General features: G+C 40.3%; 17 protein-coding genes. 8 read left to right on the forward strand and 9 right to left on the reverse strand.

Features of this window, described 5'->3' with window-relative positions; genetic code table 11:
• Nucleotides 1-105 precede the first annotated feature (105 nt).
• From ABD985_RS13440 to ABD985_RS13465, 6 genes are all read right to left on the reverse strand, one after another.
• Nucleotides 106-1,272: an iron-containing alcohol dehydrogenase gene (locus ABD985_RS13440; RefSeq protein WP_345372539.1), complete on the reverse strand. Its 1,167-nt coding sequence runs from the start codon at nucleotides 1,270-1,272 to the stop codon at nucleotides 106-108.
• Between the two features lie 334 nt (nucleotides 1,273-1,606).
• The gene (locus tag ABD985_RS13445) at nucleotides 1,607-2,317 is read right to left on the reverse strand and encodes a DUF6089 family protein (protein ID WP_345372541.1); all 711 of its coding nucleotides are present in this window, start codon (nucleotides 2,315-2,317) and stop codon (nucleotides 1,607-1,609) included.
• Between the two features lie 274 nt (nucleotides 2,318-2,591).
• Complete coding sequence (locus ABD985_RS13450) at nucleotides 2,592-3,635, reverse strand: DUF6089 family protein (RefSeq protein ID WP_345372542.1); 1,044 nt, start codon at nucleotides 3,633-3,635, stop codon at nucleotides 2,592-2,594.
• Nucleotides 3,636-3,777: 142 nt separating this feature from the next.
• Nucleotides 3,778-4,662: an NAD kinase gene (locus tag ABD985_RS13455; protein WP_345372544.1), complete on the reverse strand. Its 885-nt coding sequence runs from the start codon at nucleotides 4,660-4,662 to the stop codon at nucleotides 3,778-3,780.
• 70 nt (nucleotides 4,663-4,732) lie between these two features.
• Nucleotides 4,733-5,401, reverse strand: a complete 669-nt coding sequence (locus ABD985_RS13460; protein WP_345372546.1) for a CBS domain-containing protein — start codon at nucleotides 5,399-5,401, stop codon at nucleotides 4,733-4,735.
• A gap of 101 nt (nucleotides 5,402-5,502) precedes the next feature.
• The gene (locus tag ABD985_RS13465) at nucleotides 5,503-7,461 is read right to left on the reverse strand and encodes a DUF885 family protein (RefSeq protein WP_345372548.1); all 1,959 of its coding nucleotides are present in this window, start codon (nucleotides 7,459-7,461) and stop codon (nucleotides 5,503-5,505) included.
• A gap of 151 nt (nucleotides 7,462-7,612) precedes the next feature.
• Here ABD985_RS13465 and ABD985_RS13470 point away from each other — a divergent pair, with 151 nt between their 5' ends.
• Nucleotides 7,613-9,715 (forward strand): VWA domain-containing protein, encoded by a 2,103-nt coding sequence (locus ABD985_RS13470; protein ID WP_345372550.1) that lies wholly within the window; start codon nucleotides 7,613-7,615, stop codon nucleotides 9,713-9,715.
• A 264-nt stretch (nucleotides 9,716-9,979) separates the two neighbouring features.
• On the opposite strand, the gene ABD985_RS13475 is transcribed toward ABD985_RS13470, so the two are convergent.
• Nucleotides 9,980-10,825, reverse strand: a complete 846-nt coding sequence (locus ABD985_RS13475) for a M57 family metalloprotease (RefSeq protein WP_345372552.1) — start codon at nucleotides 10,823-10,825, stop codon at nucleotides 9,980-9,982.
• A gap of 327 nt (nucleotides 10,826-11,152) precedes the next feature.
• Between ABD985_RS13475 and ABD985_RS13480 the strand changes: the two genes are divergently transcribed.
• Together ABD985_RS13480 and ABD985_RS13485 are read left to right on the forward strand one after the other, a co-directional pair.
• Nucleotides 11,153-13,858, forward strand: a complete 2,706-nt coding sequence (locus ABD985_RS13480) for a S8 family peptidase (RefSeq protein WP_345372554.1) — start codon at nucleotides 11,153-11,155, stop codon at nucleotides 13,856-13,858.
• 266 nt (nucleotides 13,859-14,124) lie between these two features.
• Nucleotides 14,125-14,889: a hypothetical protein gene (locus ABD985_RS13485; RefSeq protein WP_345372556.1), complete on the forward strand. Its 765-nt coding sequence runs from the start codon at nucleotides 14,125-14,127 to the stop codon at nucleotides 14,887-14,889.
• 163 nt (nucleotides 14,890-15,052) lie between these two features.
• Here ABD985_RS13485 and ABD985_RS13490 read toward each other — a convergent pair whose 3' ends face one another.
• Nucleotides 15,053-16,261: an NAD(P)-dependent oxidoreductase gene (locus ABD985_RS13490; protein WP_345372558.1), complete on the reverse strand. Its 1,209-nt coding sequence runs from the start codon at nucleotides 16,259-16,261 to the stop codon at nucleotides 15,053-15,055.
• A gap of 291 nt (nucleotides 16,262-16,552) precedes the next feature.
• Here ABD985_RS13490 and ABD985_RS13495 point away from each other — a divergent pair, with 291 nt between their 5' ends.
• Complete coding sequence (locus ABD985_RS13495; RefSeq protein ID WP_345372559.1) at nucleotides 16,553-19,234, forward strand: T9SS type A sorting domain-containing protein; 2,682 nt, start codon at nucleotides 16,553-16,555, stop codon at nucleotides 19,232-19,234.
• 183 nt (nucleotides 19,235-19,417) lie between these two features.
• On the opposite strand, the gene ABD985_RS13500 is transcribed toward ABD985_RS13495, so the two are convergent.
• Nucleotides 19,418-19,828: a DUF1987 domain-containing protein gene (locus tag ABD985_RS13500; protein ID WP_345372561.1), complete on the reverse strand. Its 411-nt coding sequence runs from the start codon at nucleotides 19,826-19,828 to the stop codon at nucleotides 19,418-19,420.
• A 470-nt stretch (nucleotides 19,829-20,298) separates the two neighbouring features.
• On the opposite strand from ABD985_RS13500, the gene ABD985_RS13505 reads away from it, so the two are divergent.
• The 4 genes from ABD985_RS13505 (at nucleotide 20,299) to ABD985_RS13520 (ending at nucleotide 24,535) form a co-directional block, all read left to right on the forward strand.
• Complete coding sequence (locus ABD985_RS13505; protein ID WP_345372563.1) at nucleotides 20,299-20,931, forward strand: peroxiredoxin; 633 nt, start codon at nucleotides 20,299-20,301, stop codon at nucleotides 20,929-20,931.
• 484 nt (nucleotides 20,932-21,415) lie between these two features.
• The gene (locus ABD985_RS13510; protein WP_345372564.1) at nucleotides 21,416-22,669 is read left to right on the forward strand and encodes a flavin monoamine oxidase family protein; all 1,254 of its coding nucleotides are present in this window, start codon (nucleotides 21,416-21,418) and stop codon (nucleotides 22,667-22,669) included.
• A gap of 21 nt (nucleotides 22,670-22,690) precedes the next feature.
• Nucleotides 22,691-23,515 (forward strand): hypothetical protein, encoded by an 825-nt coding sequence (locus tag ABD985_RS13515; protein ID WP_345372566.1) that lies wholly within the window; start codon nucleotides 22,691-22,693, stop codon nucleotides 23,513-23,515.
• 144 nt (nucleotides 23,516-23,659) lie between these two features.
• Complete coding sequence (locus ABD985_RS13520) at nucleotides 23,660-24,535, forward strand: hypothetical protein (protein WP_345372568.1); 876 nt, start codon at nucleotides 23,660-23,662, stop codon at nucleotides 24,533-24,535.
• The last annotated feature ends 19 nt before the right edge of the window (nucleotides 24,536-24,554 follow it).

A 24,554-nucleotide genomic window follows, 5' to 3' on the forward strand; every position in this document is an offset into this window, starting at 1 on the left:
CTTGAGTACTCTCCTCAGGATAATTATGTTTTATCCAAAGATTAACTGAGCGAAAGCTCAGTTATTAATTGAAAATTTTTCATTAATAATTCTTCATCAAAAACATTAATAGCTCATTTCTACAATTTCCTTCACCTTGTCAAGGGTCACATCAGCTCTTTCTCCAAGTCCTTTCCAGCCTCTTTCCTCAAAACGTTTCACGATAATGTCAGAAGTGCCTTGATAGTCCTCGGTGTAGTCAGAGACTTTTGTTTGAATTCCCAGGCTATGGAAGAACTCAACCGTTTTATTGATCGCCTCTTGTGCCCTGTCTTCTTCGGATCCTTCCTTGATTCCCCATACACGTTGACCGTATTGTAGTAGTTTGTCTTTCTTGTTTTCAAACATCACACGGTATAGGTTAGGACCAATGATTGCCAGTGTTCTGGCATGATCAATATTGTAAAGAGCCGTTAGCTCATGACCAATCATATGGGTAGCCCAATCGGTTGGTACCCCTTGTTGGATCAATCCATTCAAGGCCATGGTACAACACCACATAAAGTTTGCTGCTGCCTGATAGTTGGATGGATCTTTTATAATGTCTGGCCCTATCTCGATTAACGTTTGAAGAATACCTTCGGCAAATCGGTCCTGCAATGGCGCGTCAGCAGGATAAGTAAGGTATTGTTCCAGTACGTGTGTAAAGGCATCAGTAACTCCATTGGCAATTTGACGTTCTGGAAGTGAAGCAACTACATTAGGATCCAATACGGAGAACTTAGGGAATACTAAAGGCCCTCCAAAAGAAAGCTTCTCTTGTGTAGCTGCCTTGGTGACAACAGCACCGGAGTTCATCTCAGAACCTGTAGCAGGAAGTGTTAGTACGGTTCCAAAAGGAATAGCTTCTTTTAGCTCTTTGCCAAGTCGGTCAGTAAGGATTTTCCATGGATCATCCTGTGTGAAAGGCGCTGCTGCTGAGATGAACTTTACACCATCAATCACTGAGCCACCACCGACAGCCATAATAAAGTTAACACCCTTCTCACGAATGATTTCTACTGCTTTCATAAGTGTTTCATAGTGAGGATTAGGTTCAATGCCTCCAAACTCAATCACTTCATAATCGCTAAGGGCATCCATTACTTGTTGGTAAATACCATTTTTCTTGATACTTCCTCCTCCAAATGCCATTAATATTTTACTTCCGGAAGGAATTTCATTTTTAATGTTGGCTATTTGTCCTTCACCAAACAACAGTTTAGTAGGATTTCTGAATTCAAAGTTTTTCATAATAGTTTATACTCCATTTAAAACGCTTATCGGTTATCGCTAATCATTTACTGCTTATAATTAAGTTTGAATATTTATCCGTCACACTACCCAACAGAGCTGGCTAGTAGTATGACGATTATTTTTTCAACCTTAATAATAATCAGCGACAATCAATAATTGGTAAGATCGTACGATTATATAACAGATGTTTTTGGAATAGGTTTTCTATCGTTTTGTAAAATACTATTGATCAGATACAAAAAAAGCAACCCTAGCGGTTGCTTCAATAAAAGGAAAAAGAAAAAAGGATGAAGGAAAAAGGAATGATCTCATTAATTTTCATCCTTCATCCTTATAACTTAGGAAAACTTCTGGATGGACATTTAACACTAACTCTATTGTATACAAATCCAAAAGAAAGGTGATGGATCATGTCCATATTACTTGTATTGTAAGGGACTTGTGCAGGGTCATCATATTTTCTTATTCCTTCCAGGTTGTCAGAAAGATGATAAGAAGAGCTCCATTCTATTTGGAAGTTCCAGAAACGACTGATCTTGTATTTTAATCCAAACCCAACAGGCAATACTGCGGAGAAGTGGGATGGAAACTCTCCTGTTGTATTGATGTCTGGACGATCAACATAGCGTTGATAGCTAACCCCTAGAGTTCCAAAAATATAGGGGGTCATTTTTTCCCTGCTTTTCCAGCTTGTTCTGAAGGGTAGAAAATTATATTCAAATCCTGTAGCCAGCTCTGGTGATACAATAGTAAAATCAGTAGTAGGACTATTTAAGGTTTCATTTAATGTGCCACTTCCTGTGACCCAATGTGTGGTGAGATGACTTCTCCAAATGAAAAAATTATTAAAATGCTTTCGGTAGTTTAACTGTACACTGGCTCTTGTATTGCTAGGGTCTGGGTAAAACTTTGCCAAGTCGCCGGTGTAGGCGTTAGGACCAATGGCAAATCCCATCTCCCAATCATTTTGAGCATAAGAAATATTTTGGATAAATAGAAGTGTACAAAAAAATAGAAAACTCCTAACAATGAATTTTGACATAATAATATTGCTTTTTGAGCTGGTAAATCGTCGTTTATTTATACCCGGCAAGTAAATGTTCAAAAATCTAACCAAAAAAACGGCAGGTTAAAAAAAGTGAATCATTATTGAACCTTATTTGTGCCCTACATAATGTTACGATAAATTATGTGGAATAGTATGGGGAATGAATCAAAAAGTAAGCCGTTTTATTTAAAAGTATGTTTTTAGTTCAAAAAAAAACGCCATTGATTTTAATGTATCAAAAGCGTTTTTAGAACCGGTATGTTTTTATTTATCTATATCGATAGCGAGGTGTTTTTAAGTTTCCTCTGAAGATATAGTTCACATGGATACCTATATTGACATAAACGTCTTTTTGGGTAGGATCTCCTCTGATTTCCCCGATCTCGGTAAATTCATTATAATCTGTAGGGTTAGGAGCTCCGCCCTCATAAGCCCTTGTTAGGTATTCTAGATACTGAAGGTCATCTCCTAGTTTACCGTAATTTTCATGGGCACGATAAGCATAGCGATAAGCATCCGTAGAGTTCATATCCTCTGCAGAAGCATAAAACTCACTACTAACATCATCTAGGTAGTCGGTCGTAGTATATCTAACAGTCGCTTCTGCTGCAATATCAAGCTTGTTGGTGATTCTCCAACGGACACCAACGCCTAATGGCATAGCCAAGGCAACAGGCAGATAACTGACCCCTTCAGTTTGCTTAGAGCGTAGATGTACCCATTTATCAGGGTTATCGACATCCCTTGCCATTGGAGAGTGATAAAACACCCCTATACCCGCTGAAATATATGGAATTGGAAAACGACGACGTCTATAGTATAATCCATCATTTTTGATGAAGTCATAAACGATCATGGTGTTGAGTTCCGTGATATTATTTCGGAAATGTAAGTTACGCACAAATCGACCAGCATTTTCAGGGTTGAAGAAGTTATCAAAGCCCGCAATGGCTCCCCCTTGTGTGTTGGTTTCTGTGACGTCAACGCCGATATTTGCATTGGCATCATCCCCTTCAATTAGGGCTTGCGTAAACATGAATCGAACAGAAAACCTTGGAAGAAGACGCTTCATAGCAAATAAACTCAGACTGGGTTTTGTTTTTCTCCAGTCCATACTACCAAGGTTAGCACTTGGGGCAACATCTCCAAGATAGTGAGAGGCATTTACACCTCCTCCAACACTCCAATAACGTTTAGGTTTTGTAAAACGAGCATATCCCTTAGTATATATGGAAAAGCGACTTTGTCCATAGGATATACCGCTAAGACACATTAGCGTAATGAGTAAAATAAAAATTCGAAATTTTCTCATATAGTAAAATAATTTATAGAGCCTTTAGCTAAAGCCATTCCTTTGTTCTGATAAGGTACAATGCTACAAATATACCACGTAAGGAACAGGATTTTATTGTGTTCTCAGCATATATCGTACCTAATATTTTTAATCTTGGTGGTTAATTTCGGGCATCTATTCCCCAATTGAGTTTTAAACGTAACGTACTCAAAAAGTTATCCTCATTAAATTTTACCAAATTAGCATAAAAGGGACATTTGCGTACGGCTAGTTTCACCGTATCGTCCACTTTTTTCGATCTGGAGTCCAAAGAAACTAAAAAATTTCTACTTCGTCCCTCTATCTGAAAAGAAATTACACTGGAGTCAGAAACTACTAGAGGTCTAACGTTCAGGTTGTGGGGGCACACAGGAGCTATGATGAAGTTTCCTGTATTAGGCATGACGACAGGACCTCCTACGCTTAGAGAGTATCCTGTAGAACCGGTAGGTGTAGAGACAATTAGTCCATCAGACCAATAAGAGTTAAGGTATTCCCCATCCAGGTAAGTGTTGACCTGTATCATGGAAGAAGTATCTCTTTTTAAAATTGTAAACTCATTCAGACCAAAATTTAACCCATCAAAAACATCAATATTAGATTCCAGGGCAATCATACTGCGTTGCTCAATGGTATAGTAACCATTGAGTAAGGCATCTACAGCTGTTTTTACTTTATCCTTGGAGGTGGTTGCTAAAAAACCTAGACGTCCAGCATTGATTCCTAAAATAGGAATATGTCTTTCTCGGACCATGGTCAGGGAGTGAAGCAAGGTGCCGTCACCTCCAATGCTGACCAGAATGTCAATAGGTCCCAAATCATCGTAACCAACAAAAGGTATGTGTGTGGGGAGGCTTTCTGAGGGCAGGGAAGAGGTGATGTACTCAATCAATTCTGCCGAAAGCCAGGTTTCTACATTTTCCCTTAAAGCAATCTCCTTGACAATATTTAAAATGTATGCGCTCTTGGAAGGATCCATGGAACGACTGTGTATCCCTATTTTCATACCTTTGCTCAGAAGTCAATTTGTTAATTGGTGCAAATTATCACTTTTTCGAGAAAGTGCGGCAAAAAATCTACATTTCAAGGTATTTGAGTAGCAGCTGTATGCGTTCCGAACTATTGTCTTTAAGAGGAACGTTGCTGAATTGATTCAAAACCTGGTAGCTGAAGCGTTCCAAGGTAGCCAGTACGTGACTTAGGTCCTGAGTGTTTAGCTTTAGGGTGATGAATAATACTTTGGGATCATCCGGAACTGCTTGCACAAAGCTGCTCAAGATACGTACCCCATTGGCTTCAATTAGTCGGCTAATCTCCGCAAGAGAATATTGTATAGCATCGATTTTTAGTACAATAATTCCTCCGGGAATTTGACTGGCAAATATCTTGGCAATAGCAGGAACCAGTTCTTTGATCAGAATTGTTCCTAGGAATTTATTATGCTCATCAACCACTGCGACGAGTTCAATGTCGTGCTCTCCAATGATATTGAGAATGTCGTATAAATGAGTGTAAGGAGCGATGAATACATCTCTATAATTTAGTTTCTGATTATTGAGGTTTACTCCTGTTTCTAAGTCTAGCTCAAAGAGTTCGTCTTCTGAAATAATACCTACATAAGCCCCGTCGTTAATAACCGGCAGTTGTCGTACCCCGTATTCATCCATCCAATCAAAGATGCGTTCAGTGATATCCTGATTTTTTACAGAAGGAAAAGTGTGGTTGATAAATTCTTTAGCAATCATAGTGAACGGGGATTAAATTGAATAAAGGAGTTAGTTTGTGGAGTCAGTGGAAAAGATAACGGATACCGATTGAATCTACAAGTTCCAAGTTCATAGAGTATTTAGTTCGCCTTCTGGGAATTTAATAATTGGAACCCACTTTTTTGAGGGAGTCCACCCAGATATAATAGTCGTGGAAAATATTCAGAAGTTGTCCTGTCAGTAGGGACAGATTTCTTGACCTTTCTAACCCATTGATCGCCTTGGAAGTAAGCGACTGAAACTGAAGGGCTGGAAAGGGTATTGAGTATTAGGGAAGGGATGGAGGAGTTTTCTTCCTTGGTATGTTCCATTACAAACAGCTCTACCTCTGTGTAATTCCATAGTCGATCATGAATGCCAATATCGGCAGCCATAAGTACTGCCTTTACCAACATGTGATAGTTAAGGTATATATCAAAGGCGAGTGGGTCCTCGCTGTGAATGAGAGGAGCTACTTTTGAAAGTAAATAATAAGACCATCCTTCCGTTTGGTAGGGCGAAGGATTGAATTGCCTAAATAAGGGAATATCTGTCTGTGTCTTTAGGGCATGGACATAAGAATAACTCCCCGTGTAGCCTAGTAAGAGCGCCCACAATCGAAGCTCTTCTTTATATACCGCCTTGTTAGGAAGGTAGGCAAAGTGTTGCTGCTGTTTTCCATAGGCATAATGGAAACTCTTTGGGGTATAAATTGTGCTGAAAAGGTAGTTTGGTGCAAAATCCCATTGTATAGGATTCCTTCCCACAGAACCTAACTGCTGAAAATGATAAGATTTGCTATCTTCCATGAAGGAGGAAAATACTGCTTTGATTTCATCTTGTGTATGGAGTAATGAAGTTGATTGTTGTTCTTTAAATACAGACCATAAGTTTCTCAAACTACTATCGTTCACTCCAGTATAGCTTTGCAACAGATGGATAAGAGTCGACTTTCGTTGACGTATTTCTTTTTGTGCAGTATGGAACAGTAAATCGGGAGTGGTTTCTATGACTAGGGCTTCTTCATCCAGTCCAAGGCTCTTTCCTAGTCGGTGTGTATAGTACTCGTGTCCCCCTTCATAATATTGTAAAGAGATTTCTTGTACAGCATAAGGCTTTAAACGTTGGATACAGTCCAGAAGTGTGTGTAAAGAAGGGATGACGCTTTCCTCCAACGCTTGCTTAAGTTCAACGGTAAGGCGATGTTCTACCTGTTCGTTTAAAGGAAAAGAAATAGCGCTTAGCTTTTTATGAAAGTCCTGATAAAAAGGATTTTCTTCTAAGGGAAGTTCGAGTAATAGTTGTAGTTGTCGCTCGGTTTCTTTTAGCTGTAGTGTATTGGGGTAATGAAAGCCATCTCTTACTTCAAAATACTCCAGAGCAGTAGGTAGGCTTTCCCCTTCTCTGCGGTTGATTACCGCAGCAGTGTTTAGCGTGTCCAATGACTCAGAGGGAGTCAAGGGTTTGCCAGATAGGTAGATGGCGACTTTATTATCAAAGTTGTTGAGACGTTCTATATAGGCATGCGCATCAGAAATACGGCGAATCTGATGTGCATGGAGCATAAGGTCAATAAACTGCTGATGTATGCCGTGAATAGGGTCAAACGGTTGCTCGAAGTCTTGAAATAAAATAGTTTCTTTTAAGGCATTGGACATCATAAATTGAAAAGCCTGTGCAGAGGCTTTTTCTTCTGGAGTCAATAAAAAGGTGCGATACCCATTGTACATTTCCAGTTGACGCTCATAAAAGTTTTGTTCCCTTTTCTTTTCAAGGGAATGAGGATAATTGAGTTGTCCTATGTTGGGCGATACAAACTTATTGTTAGTGAGCTGGGTAGAGGTCATTTTTTCAGGAAACAACTCTTGCTGCTCGTAAAACATACGCTCAAAGAAACGATTGATATTATCGGGTTTAAAATAGTGGACATTTAAGACACCAAGAATACTAAGACACAAGCCACTAAATACACCCCACAAAAGGAATGCTCTGAGTCGTTTGCTAAACCATAAGACAGCTTTACGCTGATAGTATTGAAAAATTGGCTTGGTAATGCGCACGTTATTTGATTTTCAGTTATAGGTGAAAAAAGTAGAGCTTTCTGTGGGGAATTATATGGCCTCCCTTATATTGTTGTTTAAAAACATATGAAAATTTATACGAATCTAATAAATTAAAAGGAAACATCGAATCGTAATCTATTCCACTTCTATGATTGAGCTTATCACAGAGTATTCCTTATGGTATACCCCCCTTTGCCTTATTGTGGGTGTTGCCTTAGCCTATTTATTATACAACAAGAAAAATGTTCCTTGGTCTTCAACGGTCAATCGGCTGCTTTTTGTATTAAGGGCAACCCTTTTATCAGTATTACTATTCTTACTGTTAGGCCCTTTTATTAAGAACCGTAATAATATTTATGAGAAGCCCATATTGGTCTTTGCTGTAGATAACTCTAATTCTATCCCCTTGATTACAGACTCTACACAACTGACGGATATTCTCCGTAACCTAGGTGGGTTGGCCAATGACTTAAGAGGAGAGGACTTTGAGGTCTCTTTCCAAACATTTGATCGTACATTGGAAGAGGAAGAATCCTTGACATTGGCTTCTTTCGATCAAAAATCTTCTGATATCGGCCAAATGCTGAAGGGAATACAGGAGCAATATGAGAACAGAAACCTGGCAGGGGTAGTGTTATTATCAGATGGGATTTATAATCAGGGATTTTCACCTGAGTATGTACCCTATGGAATGCAAGTATATACGGTAGGTGTAGGAGATACGCTCCCACAAAAAGATCTTAACCTAAAAGCCGTTTACAGTAATAAGATCACCTACACAGGAAATAAATTTCCCATCATTGCAGAAGTGGCGCATACTGGGTTTGCAGGAGAGGAAATAGCGGTATCCTTATTGCATCAAGGGAGTGTTTTGAAAACCCAAAAGGTATCCTTGAAAGAAGAAGGAGGGGTAGAAGAAATAAAGTTTTTGGCGGAAGGAAAGACCAAGGGTGTGAAGCGCTATCAGGTGCGTATTGCACCCGTAAAGGGAGAGTTTACCAAGGAGAATAATCAGAAGAATATTTATATTGATGTATTAGAAGGAAAGGAGAAAATCTTATTAGTGGCTGATTCTCCCCATCCTGATATTAAGACCCTGAAGACCGCCATAGAGAAAAATAAAAATTATGAGTTGCAAGTACATATCCCTGGAATGAAAGGAAAAGGGCTGGTTGCTTATAATAAGAATGAGAAGTATGGAATGGTGATTCTACATCAGCTCCCTAACCGAAAAGGCACGGCATCCCATATCCTTAGGGATATAGAAAAAAAGCAATGGCCTGTCTGGTATATTGTAGGTGGCTTGACTGACCTGAATGCATTTAATAAGATCAATGGATTGCTCAGTATGCAAGGCACCGGAAGACAAAGGGATAAGGTGACGGCAGTCTTTAATAATGGGTTTGATTTATTTACGCATGCTGAAGAGGATGAGCAACTGATGAATGCCCTGCCTCCAGTGAATGTTCCTTTTGGTGAAGTAGCTTTAGGGGGAGGAGCTAATGTCCTGCTATATCAACAAGTAGGAACTGTGGTAACCGAAAAACCTTTACTGGTGCTTGGGGAGCAAAATGAGAGAAAGAGGGCTGTCCTGTTAAGTGATGGGTTGTGGATGTGGAGATTACAAGAATATCTTGTAGATCAAAAGCAGGAAGTCGTGGATCACTTTATTGAGAAGATCGTACAATACCTGGCCAATAAGGAAGATCGCAGAAAGCTAAAGGTATATCCGGTAAGTGAAGAGTTTTATGAAACGGATGAGGTGGTCTTTGAAACAGAAGTTTATAATGAAGTATACGAAGAGGTGGTAGGTCAGGAAATTGAGCTAATTCTGAAAGATGAAGAAGGAAATAGCAAAGCCTATACGTATATGAATACCCATAAGGATTTCCAGTACAATATCCGAGATCTAAAAGAAGGTGTTTACCAGTATGCCGCCTCGGCCAAGCTAGGAGGAAAGAAGGAGTACGCTTCTGGGGAGTTTACCGTAAAAGTATTGACCTTGGAGGCCTTGAATACTACGGCAGACTTTAACTTGCTTAGAAATTTGTCCAGAAAGACAGGAGCGACTTTCTATCAACCAGAAAACATCACTGACCTAAAGGCAAGCCTAACAGCTAATAAACCAGCTGATGTGATTCATTCTCAAGAGAAATATGAGGAGTTGAGCTCATTCTTGTGGATCTTGATTGCGTTGCTCTTGATGGCTACCGTAGAGTGGGTCGTGAGAAAAGTACAGGGAGGGTATTAGTAGAAGGGTATCCCTTGTCGTCGCTCCCCAATGCTAGAAACTGGTCTTAGGCTCCAGCCTAAGACCTGAAGCGGGTTTGCACTACTCTTTCTACATCCACTATTTTCTTAATTTGACAGTATTGTGCTCGCCCCAACAATGGAATGGAAGAAGAACTTCAATAATAAAAAAGTCCTCCCGAGGAAACCCTTAGGAGGACTTTTATTATACTGTCCGATACAGCGTAGCGTCTATATCGAAAAGATATCCTAAGCTAGGAGCCTATTAGTATAGGTAATCCAATGCTACCTTGTCATTGTTGTTGAACGGACGATCCCCACCGTCTGCACAGGCCAACATCCATGACTTTTTAGCTAAGCTTACTTCTCCGATTGCAGGAGTGCCAGGGATATACTCAGCGCCTACTGTAGAAGCACCCTCGTTGGAAGGAGAACCACCACAGCTGATGCTACGGTCATAGAAGTCCGTGTGACGGAAACCAATACAGTGACCAATCTCGTGGGCCATGATAGTAGCAATACCGTTTACGCTTAGTCCATAGCTAGACTCCAAGATGCCACTCATCTTGATTTCTCCGTAAGGATCACCAGCGCTAGTAGGGAAACCAGCAGAACCTAGTACACCTCTTCTCTCATCACCTTTTCTTAGGCGAGTGAATACGATGTCCGCCTGGCTAGAGCTAGTTACTCTAGACATAGTGATCGTAAGATTCTCAGCGTTGAAACGAGCGATTGCTTCGTCTGCTGCAGCTACGTACACAGGGCTGTATCCTCTGTTACCTCCTTCTGGCACATAAAGCGTGATGTTTCTGCTACCGTTTACCGCTACAAGGTTTGTGGTGTGGTAGTGCTCATCATTTGGAAGTTGGTTGCCCTCTTTTAAAGAAGCAAGATCCTCAGAAGGGATATAGATATCACCTTCTACCAGGTAACCGTTCTCAAATGTGATTGGAGCTTGGTTTTCTACATCAAAACCTGCGTTGGTAAGGATAGCTAGTACCTCATTAGATACTTCTGCCGGGTTGTCTACTTCAGTCTGCTCACAAGACGAAAAAGTCATAGTAGTAGCTAATGCCACTGCGCCATATAGACTCCAGTTTCTAATTTTCATACGAATTGTTGGATTGTTTAAAAAGATAAATAATTGAATGTTAGATGCATCTAAATGTTAATATAGTACAAGGCTTTTTAACACAAAATAATTTATTGAAAAAATATAATTATATAGTATTATGTATTGAGTATTGCATTAGTGCTTATATTTTTAAAACAAGAAAGCTGTGAGGGCGTTCTTTTTATATAAAGAGTAATGATTAAAATACTTATGTGATAAGGGAGGACAGTGTTATGAATTTTCATAGGCTTCCAAACAAGCTCTAATTTATCTCATATACATACTGTTTGCTTCAACAGGTTTACCAATTCAATAAAAATTAACATGAGGTATCAATATCTATTTTTTGTGTTAGCAGCACTTTTATTATCCGTTTACGCAAAAGCACAAGAACCCGAGAATGATCGTCTGTTTCTTATTCAATCAGAACAGGTAGATACCTTAACAACAGGTAGAGTGCTTCGAAAGTTATCAGGCAACCGATACTTGGTAAGGGATACTACGTTTTCGGGTAAGGAGATGAGTCCGAATCGTTACAAGTTATCCAGAAAGTTATCCCAAAAGAAAAAAGTCCTAGAGGAGGGATGGTACCGCCTCTCCTTAAAGGTTAATACACCAGCGTTACTACAACAGGATACACTTTGTCAAAGGCATGTCAAAGTATTGTATACGTCTGCAGATGGAAGGTATATGACGGTGGAAGCTAAACGAGAGACGATTGAAAAATTAGAGGATCATATAGCCATTGATTATATCGATTTGCAGACAACTCACCGGCAGGAAGAGGCGACTTTAAGAAGGTATAACTTATCCATTAACGAGATTGCCAATACTCAAGCGCAGTATGGAATGTACGGTACAGTGGTTTCCTTAAAGGAGCAGGCGTTTCGTGAGGAGGATATAGATCTGAAAGGCATAGCCTTGCTTACTCCTTTAAGCCATTCCCAAAAAACGTTGCATGCCACAGAAATGGCTACGATGATTGCAGGGAAAGGAGTCAGCAGTCGGTTGGGCAAAGGGATTAGTAACGCTAAGGTGCTGTCGGTAAGCTATGAAAATCTTTTCCCGGAGTCGATTACCTTTTTTGAAGAAAATAATATTCGCGTACAAAATCACTCTTTTGGAACAAACATAGAGAACTATTATGGCAACGAGGCAGCAGCTTATGATGCACATATTGTTGCTCATCCCGAGGTACTGCATGTATTCTCTTCAGGCAACGCAGGGTTGCAGCAATTAGAAGAAATGCCTTTTGCACAAGGACCAGGGTTTGGTACTTTGACAGGGAATTTTAAGCAAGCAAAGAATATTCTTGTGGTTGGGGCTTGTGACTCCTTGAAGGTGGTGAAGTCTTATAGCTCTAAGGGGCCTGCAAAGGATGGTCGTATCAAGCCAGAACTATTGGCCTATGGGGGTGAAGGGAGTTCTGATGCTAGTGCGATGGTTTCGGGGATAGCCTCATACCTGCAAGGGTATGCTCAGTCGTACTTTGGGCATCACCTGCGTTCGGATCTGATGAAAGCATTACTGATTAGTACGGCAGAGGATCTGTATACAGAAGGACCTGACTATTACAGCGGATATGGAAACGTCCGCTTGCGCGCGGCCTTGGAATCTCTTAAAGAGGAGTATTGGACTATGGGAGTGCTGGAACCACAAGCGGAAGAAAGCTGGAGTATTCAGGTGCCGGACAGTAGTAGCAAGTTAACGGTTACGCTCGTATGGAATGATCCTGCGGCACAACCAGAGGACTACAAAGCATTGGTCAATGATTTAAATATACGCCTAATCCATGAAGCCACAGGAGCCATTTATTATCCTTGGGTGTTAAACCCAGGGCAATTGTCGGAGCCTGCACACAGAGGAGTCGATGCACTTAATAATGTAGAGCAGGTAAGTTTACAGTATCCCTTAGAGGGAACTTATCGTATAGCGGTAGATGGGGATAATATAAAAGAGGCTCAGTCTTTTTCTATAGCCTATAGTTTAGAACGTCAAGACACCTTTGAGTGGATTTATCCTCATATCAACACAAAGTTGGTATCGGGGCAGGAGTTGTCCTTGCAGTGGTTTACTACCTATGAAAAGGAGAAAGGGATGCAATTGGAGAAAAGTTGGAATGAAGAACCTTGGGAAGAAGTAAATGCGATGCTGCCTGTGGGAACATCACAGTTTAATATGCCGATTGAAGGAGAGGGCATCCTGCGTTTACGTGCTCGGATAGGAGAACATGAGTACGAGACTGCTTCAATTATAGTTACTTCACCTATTGCCATTAATACGACCTTGAATTGTGAAGATAAATTTACGTTGCGTTGGAACACTGTCAATGGGGCTGCAGGCTATCAGTTGTATCAGGAGGGAATAAAGGATACGTTATTGTCAGCTACAGATACTATCATTACCTTGTCTAAAGCTTCCTATGAAAATCCATATTATGCCGTTGCCCCTGTCTTACAACAAGGAGCGGAAGGTAGGCGAAGTGATACCCAGGATTACCGACAACAAGGAGTGGGGTGCTACCTGGATAATTTTTTAGGGAAGTTGAATGAATGGGAGCAAGCTTCCTTACAATTAAAGATAAACGGTTTGGCCGAGATTGATCAGGTGATTGTCTATAAACAATATGGGACAGAACAAACACAACTATTGGCGTTGGACCAGATAGAAAGTGGTGTAATCGATATTTTGGATCAAAAATTGCGTCCTGGAGTCAGTCGTTATTTTGCAACTGTCACGTTGATGGATGCTACGACATTTTATTCGGATACGGTGAATATTCCTTTTACCAATGCGACAACTACATTGCTATATCCCAACCCTGTAACGGATGCGTATATCAATATTTTACAGCCGACTACAGGAAGTGAGCTACTGCTATATACGTTGGAAGGAATACTGCTTCTTAGGCAACCACTATATGGTAAAGAGAATATTGTAGACCTGCAGGGAGTGCCATCGGGATTATTGCTTTACAGGATTGTACAAGAAGATCAGGTGTTGAAGCAAGGGAAGTTAGTCGTGAACTAAGAGCTTGTTTGGAATACTGATTCAGAAAGAAAATTCCTCTAATCACTATTCAAATCAATTCATATTTTCATCAAATAGAACCACTATTCTCTTCAAATATGACTCGATTTGAACAGGTTATAGAAATTTTCTCTATCTAAATCAGTATTCCAAGCAAGCTCTAGAAGCGGATTTGTAATTGCTTAGCTACTGTATTCAAAATGTCTAGTTGTTGTTGGATTAAGTCACTATAATAGATTTTGATCAATTAACTTACCCATTAAAAAATGAGAAAAGTATTTTATGTATTGGCTTTAGCGACTTTGTTGAGTAGCTGTGAAGCACTTTCAGAGGTCGCTAATATCTTTAATGTCGACTATGCTTTGGGGGATAGTGAGAGTAATATCTCAGCAGTGGGAGATCTAACGGTTAGCGAAATGTCTTACCGCACCATGGAGTCTTATGCGAAAGGAGAGGAAGGGAGCGAAGCTCAACTTACTACTGAATTGACCAATAGTTTAGCAAATTATGCCGTAGAACTAATTACAGGAGAAGAAGTAAATATTCCCTTGACGGTTATTTTTAATGTAGCGGTGCGCAACGATACAGAGCAATCGGCAGGGATGAGCAAAGTAGATGTTGCTTTGGGGATTGATCGTGAAGGAAATGGAAACGTAGAATTACTGGAAGACCTTCAAATTGCGGTAAACACTAGTACTATTGATAATATCAATGCCAATGATTGGACAACAGCAGTAACGGAGGATGAAAACGGAATAACCTGGGAATTTCAGAATACCTTTACAGTAGAACCGGGAGAGGTAAAGGCCTTGCCCATTGCCGTGCAGTTCGGAAACCTAGGGAAACCAGCCGATCTTTTCTCTACAAACTCACCTTTGGTGCAACTGGCGTTGCAATTGGCAGAAGGAAATACGGATCGTATTCATTTGAGAGTGAGACCATATGTTAATGTATCCGGGGTGGAATTACCTTCCTTGTGGATTAATGTCACTCAAGGAAATTGGATTGGAGCAGGAAATCTAAAACCTTGATACTGTTGAGACGGCTTGCGCCGCTGGTTGAGTGGCACTGTGTGCCGTTGAGAGGAGCTTCGCTCCGTTGAGTTTTGCAGTAGTGCCTAACCTCAACAGCGCAAAGCGCTACTCAACGGCACACAGTGCCACTCAACTAGCGGCGCAAGCCGCCTCAACAATTTTATTCTTTTCCGTCTACATAATCCTGTAGGTAGGCAAATTTATTCGTTAACTGTCCATCGCTAGTGATCGTCGCATTCTTGATCATTCCTTCTTTGTCTCCATTAAGCAAGTTAGGAAGTACATAGGTCAGCATTTGATCTCCGAAGGAAGCACTAGCATCTTTAGGCAACTCATTAGGAAGATTGTCTACTGCCATTACCGTGATATTTTGTTCCGAAGAGAAAGCAGGACACTCTTCTCCTGAAGCAGGATCATAATCATAGAATGGGTTATCGATCGTAGAAGGACGTATCGTAGAAGGAATAGAGCCTTCAATATCACAGGTTACATCTGCAATAATCTTCAACTTGTTTTCTGGAGCTAACAAATCCTCTTTTGTAAACAATACAGGTGCTTCGTGGTGCCAGAATGCTCCTGCTACCAGTAGGTCGGTATGTGGTAGGAAGCGTGTAAAGTTGGCTTGGTATACCGAAGGGTTGCTGTAAAACTCCTCTGCTTTGAAATCCCCTCTTTCTTGATGTGTATGGTAATCCTTGGAGCGCAACTGCACATATACAGGATAATCAAAGGTTTGCTCAAGGTATTCTGTTATACCGACTTCTTTGAAGCCCGCGGCTTGTAATGTCTCTACAATACCATCACTCACTCTTCCTCCTCCAGTAACAGCTACCTTAATAGCCGGAAGATTTAAAGCTGCGCAGTGTGCTTTCATCTCTTTCAGGTCCTCACATTGGTGTGCAGGCTTTAGTTCGTAGCGGCCTGTTCTTTTACCGTAGGCAATCAATCCATTATAAGCACCCACCAATCCAGCAAATCGTCCAAAGGCAATCACACGTTGTCCCTTGTTGTCGGTTAGACATTCATAATCAATCAGACGAATATTTTTTTGAAGGACTGCTCTCAGAAGATCTCGGTTGTAAGATTGCTTCTTGATCGTATGAGAAAAGAACATATAGGTTTTGTTGGGAACTAGTTCATTGATCGGCACTTCTTTGATGCCGGCCAATAGATCACATTCCATTAACTCTTCCTGCAGAGGAAGCTTACGGTTAATGTACTGCTCGTTTTGGTAGCAACGGATAGTACTCGGCTGTACCGTAATATCTATAGACGGAAATGTATCCTTTATCTTTGAGCATTGCTCAGGAGTAAAAAGTACTCGGGTGTCTGGAGGAGTTTTGCCCTCTCGGATAATACCTATCTTCATAATGCCTTCTTTTTTGTAGTTGATGTAAAAAAACTTTTTTGGGAAGCAGCTCGTGTTTAGCCCCGCCAAAAAAGAAAAAAATATAACTCAAAGTAAACCCTGTTTTTTGGGAGTGAAATAAATAACATTTCTCAGGGATTAGGTTTCAAATATAACACATCTTTAAAAGTTAATAACTATTAATGGGTGTAAATATTATCTCATGTAAACACCGGGACCATATAGTTGCCATGAGGCGAAAGACTTTTATGGAGTAATGTAAAACCAATTACTCATAAACCTTTTAAATATATGTGTCTTCGATATTTACTATTGATATTGCTAACGCCTACCATAGCCTTTTCTCAAGAAATAATCACGCAACAATCTTTTGAGGGAGAAGGCTGGGAGTATACGGCTAATACCCTTCCTTCTAGTATAGAGGGAGGCTTTATTGGTAAACCTTCGGTCTATCAGGAGCATTGTCGTATAGCGGCAGGGCAATATTCCTTGCAAGTAAGCAATCAAATGGTAAAAGTATCCCTTGAGGCTTTTTCATTGGAAGGAAGCCAGTACCATGTGTTTTCTTTCGCTTTGGCAGCAATAAGCCAAACAGTACTGAATGGTGTTGATGCTGGAGATCACGTTAGGGTATGGGTAGTTGGAGATGAGAAAGACTTAAGTGGTCATCCGACCTTAACGATACAGGCTCCTGATAGCCGTTCGAATATTAATTATGGTATTGTACAAGGTGCAGAAAAGACATTCTCTACCGTTGCAGGGCAGCAAGTGATCTTAAATGATATAGCCCCTGTATCTCGTTATTCTTTTGATATTCCTTCTGATTGGAATACACTTTGGGTACGTTTTGAACTACAAACGGATCAGGATAATGAAATATGGTGTTTGGATGATATTCAACTGATGGGAGAGCCTAAGGGATGTGTGAGAAATGTCCCTGCTCCTAACTTGTTACAGGCGTATGCATTGGATCATAACCGTATCGCTTATTCTGTAGCATCGGCAGATACCACAAAACAAATGTTACTGGTTTTAAGTGAAGCACTGTGGGACGGAGAGGTGCCTTGCTGGAAGGCATTAGAGGCTAGTGACAGATGGAAAGAAGGGAGTGCTATCGGTAATGGACATGTGGTGGCTATAGGAGGAGAAGCATTGTTACAAGATACAATATATGGACTACAAGCTGGGGAGACTTATTTATTAACCTCCTATACTTATCAGGAGAACCAAGTACTTTCCCAATCCTCATCATCTTTGTATGTCACACTGGATTGTGGGGTAGCTTCTTCACAGGAATTACAAATAATAGAACAGACAGATAGCAGTCTGCAGGTTGATTGGAGTGATTCATCTTGTGCTTCTTATTATATGTTGCTAGGAACTAAGGGATTGCCTCTTGAGTTTCATCCGGAACGCCTAGTGTATACCTCTAATACAATGTATGGGAGAGGAGAGATGATTGGAAATGCTCATGTATTGTATTGGCAGGAGACCACCGTACGAAGAGATGAAGGAGTCCGGATAGAAGGATTATCCAAGGAAGAGGATTATTTATTTTACTTATTGGTCTTTCAGAGGGGGGAATGGAAGGTAGTGGATACGTATTTTTTTGGAAAAAAAGTAGAGAAGCAGTTACTGGAAAATTTTGAGGGGAATTTTAAGAATAGCTATACACAAGGAGGAGAGACCTTTGGCAGTGGCCCCTGGTATTTTGAAGAGGCAGGCGTATTTACGGCCAATCGTTATGATACTTTTCATGGGAAGAGAAGTATTCGTATGAGGGCTTCCGGAAAAGCAGAAATGCAGTTTGATTTGGAAGGGGAAGTGGGTAGGCTCTGCATACAACATGCTGCTTATTATCGAGATCCTACGGCATTTTGGGTACTGGAGGTATCTACTGATCAAGGGCAACATTGGGAGGTGTTAGGAGATACCGTTCAGTCTATGGCTGCTCAATTTCAAACCGCCATTTTTGAGGTCAATCAACGAGGACCTATACGCTTCAGAGTAAGGATGACTCATGGGGTACGACTTAATTTAGATGATATCTATGTAGATGATGTCATTAGGAATGGACATTTGTCGGTTTATTCTCCTCAAGTAGTGATGCCTTTGACGGAAAAAGATACCCTTGTACAGACATATACTGTGAGCCCACGGAATACAGAATTTATACTGCAACTACATAATTATGGGCAGGTGCCGTTGGAAATTACCCAACTTAAGGTGATAGGGGCTGATTCAATCATTACTGTTCATAAAGGAGAAAAGGTATTGGAGTCTTCTGGGTGGGAGGAAATGACGATAGGGGTGAATATCTCAAAGCAAGGGATTTATCAGGCGAAAATTATGTATTGTGGGAGAGATAGTACCTTGCTGAACGAAACCAACCTTAGTATTCAGGTATTGGAGAAACCACAAATTGTAGCCTTGCCTTTACAGTGGTTATCAGTGGAAGGGAAAGTGAAAGATGGTTGTGATGAGCTTTATTTTGAGTTGGCTGATACAAAGGAGGGAGTCTTAGAATTACAGATTAGTGCTGATGGGTATGATTTTGAGACAGTAGGAAATCCTCAGAAAATGAAAGAAGGGAAAAGGGATTATTATTACTCTAATTGTAAAAGGATGCGTAGGGTTAATTATTACCGAGCCGTAGCCCTTCAGGATAATGGAACACTACGTTATAGTCCGGTCGTACGTGTTGTAGGTGGTGAATGGTCTGTGGAAGATTGGAGTATCTACCCCAATCCCGTTAAAGAACAGGTATACTTAAGGATTCCAGAGGGAAAGGAGTATTATATGGAAGTGAGTGATTTATTGGGAAGACAGTTGCTTTCAAGGTATGGTAGTAAAAGAGAGCTTGAAAGAGCGATTATGCAGTATCGATTGACTTGGCCTACAGGAACGGTGATGTTAAAACTTTCTGACGGACGTCGACAGCGATATTTTAAAGTGATGATCGAAGGGGAGTAGAGGAATGAAGAGTGAAAAATGAAGAATTAAGAATGAAAAATTAAGAATGAGGAATTTAATTAAGAATTCTTCATTCTTAATTCTTCATTAAATAAGACAGGTGTTTCATAAGTTTTTGCTGTACCTTAAAACACCTAAACATGATGAACGAGCAAAGCGCAATGAAACATAGTGAGCAGGAACTTAGTCCAATAATGGCTCATAGTCCTCTTCCTCAAACCCGGGGTCCGGTACTTTGATAAGGTCCACTGGGATGTCGACTACCTCTTTGAAGTCTTCTCCGTATTCTTGCATATCCTCGTCTTGTTCCTCAAAGTACCAGTTCAGGACGATGCTACGTTCCTCATTAGGGATTTGCTCTAGGAGACGGAATATCTCAAAAAGGCACTTTTGTGTACTGGTATTGATATGCTCCAGAAATACGTCAAATACAGTAGCTTCACAAGGGCTCTCAATGTAGTCCTTGATTTGTTGGATATAAGGCTCATAAAACTCTTTGGCATTCTCTGGAGTAGAGCGGCCCTTGATAGAGAAATACCCGTTTTCAAGGTCGAATTTTACGGTAGGGATTCTGAAAGTTCTTCCTTTTGTCATGTTTTTTTGTGTTGAAGTGTACTGGCTTGATGAAACACAATTACCATAAAACGGATTGCTTTAAATATTGTGATTCAATCAGCTTTTGGGTTAAATATAGTGAGAATAGAACACTTTTAATAAATGTTATTGGAGAGAAGAAAGTGGCAGTAAGAAATTACTGCCTTTTTTCATGGTTTTGGTCAGCTTAAGCTAAATTGCTAAAGACCATTTTAGTCGGTTTGTATTAGAAGTACGTTGATGGAAAAGAGATATTGTATGAAGAATATGGAATATTACCGTTTTCTCTCTAATTGCTTGAAAAATAATATAGTGAGTATTTCCTTTATAAGGTTATAGTGTTTTCTTATTGGGTTATAAGAAACTCTTATTGGGGAATAAGCATAGAATCTATTTACTTTGCACTGTGTTCAAAAGGAAACACACTCTAAAAAGTAAAATCATTATTCATTTAATCAAAAATATATATTATGTCATTGATCAATAAGCCAGCACCATTGTTCTCTGCACCTGCAGTTATCAACGGAGACGAAATCGTAGAAGACTTCTCTTTGGAGCAGTATATCGGTAAGAACGAAGTAGTATTCTTCTTCTACCCAAAAGATTTCACATTCGTTTGTCCTACAGAGATTCTTGCTTTCCAGGAGAAATTGGCGGAGTTCGAGAAAAGAGGTGTGAAAGTAGTAGGATGTTCTACTGATACAGAAGAGTCTCACCTGGCTTGGTTGTCTACACCAAAAGCAAACGGTGGTATCGAGGGAGTTACTTATCCAATCGTAGCAGATACTGCTAAAACAATCGCTCAAAACTTCGACGTATTGGCTGGTGAGTACACAATGGACGAAGAAACTGGAGAGCTTGCATTCGAAGGAGCTCCTGTAGCTTTGAGAGGTACTTTCGTAATTGACAAGAAAGGTCTAATCAGACATATGTACATCAACGATCTTCCATTGGGTAGAAACATTGATGATACATTGAGAATCGTAGAGGCACTTCAGTACACTGAGGAGCACGGTGAGGTTTGTCCTGCAAACTGGGAAGAAGGTAAAGAAGCAATGAAAGCAACTAGAGAAGGTGTTGCAGAGTACCTTTCTAAGCACTAATCATAAGTGGCATAAGCCGTAGCAATACGGTGTTAAAAGGGTTTCCAAGATAATTTGGAAACCCTTTTTTGCTTTCTGTATGTAGCGTTGTAATAAGTAATGCCGCTGTTGAAAAAGTGTTTATCGGTTATTGCTTATCGCTTATCGTTTAAAAAAATGTTGAAAAAATACCGATAGGGTATTGTATGTCGTTTAGGGTTAAAATAATTTTCTTAACTGATAACTGATAACTGATAACTGATAACTGATAACTGATAACTGATAACTGATAACTGATAACTGATAACTGATAACTGATAACTGATAACTGATAACTGATAACTGATAACTGATAACTGATAAAGACGATAACGGCTTCAAACCTAATTACTACATCATAGAAATATTCATTGGATAAATTATCTCGAATAAAGATTTTATAGACATATTTGTAGTAATTTCGTTCGATTGTAACCTTTTGACAACATTATAATCAAAGTTCCTTATGCATGTACTTATTGTTGGAGCAGGAGTTAGTGGTTTATACCTTGCACATATTCTGCAAGAGCAAGGGATAGAAGTAACAGTGTTGGAAGCAAGGGACCGTATTGGTGGACGGATACGGACTGAGCAGCGGGAGGACCATTTTTTGGAGTTGGGAGCAGAGCAGGTTCATGGCAGGAAATCGTCTTTGGCAGAAATGCTACAGTATCTGCAGATTCCCATGCGCCCTTATCACGGAGATGTATATTATTGGTTCAACCGAAAGCTTCTTCAAAAGAAAGATATCAGGCAAGAAGATCGACTACAAAGTTTCTATCGGCAATGGGATAAGGCGATGATTGAGGGGGTAGAAACCGAAATATCTATGGATAGGTATTTTCATCGCAGGCCTTTCTATGGAAATGATTTACGTAACCTCTTACAGGCATTGGCAGCTGAATATGGTACATCTGCTGATCGGTTAGGCATGAAAGCGTTAAGCTTAGAGGAACAACAATGGCATTCCGGTGATATCGATTATTATATCCAACAACCCTTTTCACAGGTATGTACTTATTTTGAAGAGCGCTTGAAAGGATGTATACATTTGAAAACAGTAGTCAAGGGAATTGATTATTCATCAAAAAAGGTACGTGTGCTAGATCATCATTCCAAGGAATGGGAAGCTGATAAGGTAGTGCTTACGGTGCCTATTGGGGTACTGAAGGCTGCTGATATTGGTTTTAATCCTCCTTTGTCCCCCTCCAAGAGAGAGGCGATTGATCGAATTGGAAATGATATTGGTATGAAAATGGTGATGCGTTTTGATACGGCTTGGTGGGATGATGAAATGCAGGAAGTCCTTGGGGGTGAGTTGTGTACGGACTATTGGGTAGGGGAGCAAAGTACAGAAAACGTACTGGTTGCTTATTTGATGGGAGAGAAGGCCGCACACGTACAGGGCTGGAGTCAGGAGAAACTGTCCGAAGCATTGTGTGCAGAGTTGCAGGAAATGTTTGGAATAGAACATTTGATTGACCATCTGCAGGAGTTGGTTGTCAAGGATTGGGGAGCAGACCCTTACAGTAAAGGCGCTTATTCTTTTGCGGCCCCATACAGTGAAGGGATGAGGGAGGTTTTGGCAGAGCCTTTAGGTGATACCTTGTTTTTTGCTGGAGAAGCAACTAACACAGAAGGACATGCAGCCAGTATTCACGGAGCTATGGAATCCGCAGAGAAGGTTGCTGAAATTATTTTAGGAGAAATAGTAATGTAGAAACTATAATTAATCGGAAATATGAGATTGGCTATATTTAGAATAACGTTGCTTGTATTGCTCGTTTGGGCAGGTAAGGTAAATGCACAGGGGAGTAAGGTTGAAGTCTTGCATATGCAGGGAGAAGTTTTCAAAATGCCCTCCAATACACTTTTAGAGTTGGGAGAAGAAATTCAGGAAACACAAAAGCTAAGATTTGCCACACCATCTGCTAAAGTAATGATAGTGAATGATGAGGGAGTACGTGCCGTATTGACACCTCAGCAAGGAAAAGAAGGTGATAGTGAGTTTGTGCAGATTGTCAAGGAGCTTATGCCTGATAAAGTAAATATCTCCTTGAGCTCCAGAGCGGCAGATGCCGTGTCAGAAGTGAGAAGTTTTACGGATTTTTTTGGAGAAGGAACTTTCATGGTATTAGGGGATACGCTACAGATGCAACTCGCTCCAGATGTATATCCAGAGGAACAACATAAAGTATATGTTTTCCGTTATGAAATTGACGGGAAACCGGTACAGAAAATCTTACCTCTTCAGAATAATCAGTTGACCTTGGTTCGTCAGGTATTATTTCCTTCAGGAAAGACGTACCCTGCTGAGGTTTATTATACGAATCGTGTAACGAAGTATTCCATCAAGTATGCATCAGCAAACCTGCTATTCGTAAGCCCAGGGAAACTACAAAAAGAGTTGGAGATGCTCAGGGGATATTATGAGAAGGAAGGAAAAGAAATGACGGCAAAAGAACTCAAAAATGAGTTTTTACTATTTGTCTATCAGGCATATGGACAGACAGACTGGAAGGTGATGGAAGATTGGTTGACTAAAAGCTTTGACCTGCAAGGGTAATGGTGTTCACTAAGGTTGAATAAATACTCAACGTTAGTGAAAGGATAACCGATAAGTAATAAGCCCGGTGTCTACAGGTTTAATTTGAAGAGTTATAGTAAACGGCTAAGCGAGAACTAATTATAATTAACAATGAGAATAACTATGCGGAAAATGTTTTTTCATGCTCAGTGGCTATTGGTAGTGGTGGCGATATGGAGCAGTATGATGGCAGCTGCAAACGCTTTGGAACCTGTGGCTGTACAAGATGATGATACTGTCTATGTTTTGCATGTTAAAGGCGATATCAAGATCAAGAGAACGGGTGTCTTAATTCAAGAAGGGGATGAGATTGCAGCTCATGAACAGTTGTCATTTCTGGATAAGCAGGCAAAGGCTGTTGTGATTGATGATAATGGTGTCAAGAAAATGTTGCAGCTGAACTCGGATGTTGCTTCTCACGACAGTGAGTTTGTGGCAGTATTAAATGAGGTGCTGAACCCCTTCAATGTGAAAAATGCACAGTTGAGTACGCGTAGCTCCCAGTTTGCTCCTATCCATAATCTACATGATTACTTTACGGAAGAGCCTTTCTCCGTGTTGGGAACTAAATTGACTCTTCATTTTGATCTGGAACAGTATCAATTGAGTAGTGGAGTAGGGTATATGAACCTGATCAAGAATGTAGATGGTTTTGAGCAGGTACTGAAGCTGGAGAGCAATGCAGATAACAGCATTTTGTTTGATCTGGCAAAGCATTTTGATAATGACGAGAGAGTGGCGAATAACTTTATTCTTGAGTATTGGCTGGTAGATACGGCCTTGCCTCAGGTAGACGCTACAGTGTGTTTACGTTTTATTGATGAGCAAAGAGCCTTGAAGCAGGTGGAAATTATTGAACGTGTACATGCAAAACAAAGTGATAAAGTAAGTCAAGGGGCTGTACAGCGTGAGATCTATGACTTCTTTACTCGCGTCTATGGAAACCTGGATTACGGACATTTTTCGGAATGGTATCGACAGCACAGTAAGCTCAATTAAGGATGAGCGATAAGTGCTA

This window comes from Algivirga pacifica, from assembly GCF_039543525.1.
In the GTDB taxonomy this organism is placed as follows: Bacteria; Bacteroidota; Bacteroidia; order Cytophagales; family Flammeovirgaceae; genus Algivirga; species Algivirga pacifica.

Bases quoted from the DNA above. Each gene is read 5' to 3' on its own strand.
- ABD985_RS13440 (WP_345372539.1), bottom strand. From the start codon at position 1,272: ATGAAAAACTTTGAATTCAGAAATCCTACTAAACTGTTGTTTGGTGAA.
- ABD985_RS13445 (WP_345372541.1), bottom strand. From the start codon at position 2,317: ATGTCAAAATTCATTGTTAGGAGTTTTCTATTTTTTTGTACACTTCTA.
- ABD985_RS13450 (WP_345372542.1), bottom strand. From the start codon at position 3,635: ATGAGAAAATTTCGAATTTTTATTTTACTCATTACGCTAATGTGTCTT.
- ABD985_RS13455 (WP_345372544.1), bottom strand. From the start codon at position 4,662: ATGAAAATAGGGATACACAGTCGTTCCATGGATCCTTCCAAGAGCGCA.
- ABD985_RS13460 (WP_345372546.1), bottom strand. From the start codon at position 5,401: ATGATTGCTAAAGAATTTATCAACCACACTTTTCCTTCTGTAAAAAAT.
- ABD985_RS13470 (WP_345372550.1), top strand. From the start codon at position 7,613: ATGATTGAGCTTATCACAGAGTATTCCTTATGGTATACCCCCCTTTGC.
- ABD985_RS13475 (WP_345372552.1), bottom strand. From the start codon at position 10,825: ATGAAAATTAGAAACTGGAGTCTATATGGCGCAGTGGCATTAGCTACT.
- ABD985_RS13480 (WP_345372554.1), top strand. From the start codon at position 11,153: ATGAGGTATCAATATCTATTTTTTGTGTTAGCAGCACTTTTATTATCC.
- ABD985_RS13485 (WP_345372556.1), top strand. From the start codon at position 14,125: ATGAGAAAAGTATTTTATGTATTGGCTTTAGCGACTTTGTTGAGTAGC.
- ABD985_RS13490 (WP_345372558.1), bottom strand. From the start codon at position 16,261: ATGAAGATAGGTATTATCCGAGAGGGCAAAACTCCTCCAGACACCCGA.
- ABD985_RS13495 (WP_345372559.1), top strand. From the start codon at position 16,553: ATGTGTCTTCGATATTTACTATTGATATTGCTAACGCCTACCATAGCC.
- ABD985_RS13500 (WP_345372561.1), bottom strand. From the start codon at position 19,828: ATGACAAAAGGAAGAACTTTCAGAATCCCTACCGTAAAATTCGACCTT.
- ABD985_RS13505 (WP_345372563.1), top strand. From the start codon at position 20,299: ATGTCATTGATCAATAAGCCAGCACCATTGTTCTCTGCACCTGCAGTT.
- ABD985_RS13510 (WP_345372564.1), top strand. From the start codon at position 21,416: ATGCATGTACTTATTGTTGGAGCAGGAGTTAGTGGTTTATACCTTGCA.
- ABD985_RS13515 (WP_345372566.1), top strand. From the start codon at position 22,691: ATGAGATTGGCTATATTTAGAATAACGTTGCTTGTATTGCTCGTTTGG.
- ABD985_RS13520 (WP_345372568.1), top strand. From the start codon at position 23,660: ATGCGGAAAATGTTTTTTCATGCTCAGTGGCTATTGGTAGTGGTGGCG.